The 842-nt window shown below is 73.3% G+C and carries 1 protein-coding gene; it reads left to right on the top strand.

Features of this window, described 5'->3' with window-relative positions:
• A partial coding sequence (locus tag G3N94_RS41745; protein WP_346778781.1) for a crosslink repair DNA glycosylase YcaQ family protein occupies positions 1 to 842 on the top strand: 842 nt, incomplete at both ends.

Raw genomic sequence — 842 nt, 5'->3', positions numbered from 1 at the left:
CACCGCCGCGCGACGAAGCTGGTCACGCCGGGCGGCGCGGCGCTGTGGGTGCCGGTCGAGCGGCTCGTCTGCGTGCGCGCGCTGCATCCGGATGCGCGCTGTACGCCGGCACTCAAGGTGCCGGCCGCCTGCGCCGCGCCGTGGGAAGCGGACGCCGCGCTCGTCGACGTGATTCGGGCAAGGCTGACCGGCTTCGGCCCGCTGACACTCGACGCGATCGCGCAGCCGCTCGGCCTGCCGGTCGCGACGGTCAAGGCTGCGCTTGCCGCGCTCGAACAGGAAGGCTACGTGATGCGCGGCCGCTTTACGCCCGGTGCGGTTGGCGTGGGTTTAGCCGGCGTGGGTTTAGCCGGCGTGGGTGCGGCCAGCGCAGGTGCGACCGGTGCAGGCACGGCCGCCGAAGAGTGGTGCGAACGTCACTTGCTCGCGCGCATCCACCGCTACACGGTGAAACGCCTGCGCCGCGAAATCGAACCGGTCGAACGCGCGGACTTCATGCGCTTCCTGTTCCACTGGCAGCACCTGACGCCCGACACGCGCGGCAGCGGACGCGACGCGCTCGCCGCCGTCGTCGAACAGCTCGAAGGCTTCGAGGCGGCCGCAAGCGCGTGGGAAGACGCGCTGCTCCCCGCGCGGCTGACCGACTACACGACGGGCGGGCTCGACGAGCTGTGCCGTTCCGGCAAGCTCGTATGGACCCGCATCGGCGCGCCGGCCCGCACGGCCGCGACGCCCGTGAAGACGACACCGATCGTGCTGCTGCCGCGCCGCGATCTCGCCGCGTGGCAGGCGCTGCGCGATCCGGCCGCGCAACCGGCGCTGTCCGCGCGCGCGACGCAGGG

This window comes from Burkholderia sp. Ac-20353 (assembly GCF_017104785.1).
Classification (GTDB): Bacteria; Pseudomonadota; Gammaproteobacteria; order Burkholderiales; family Burkholderiaceae; genus Burkholderia.
This window is presented reverse-complemented; position numbering and strand designations above follow the sequence as displayed.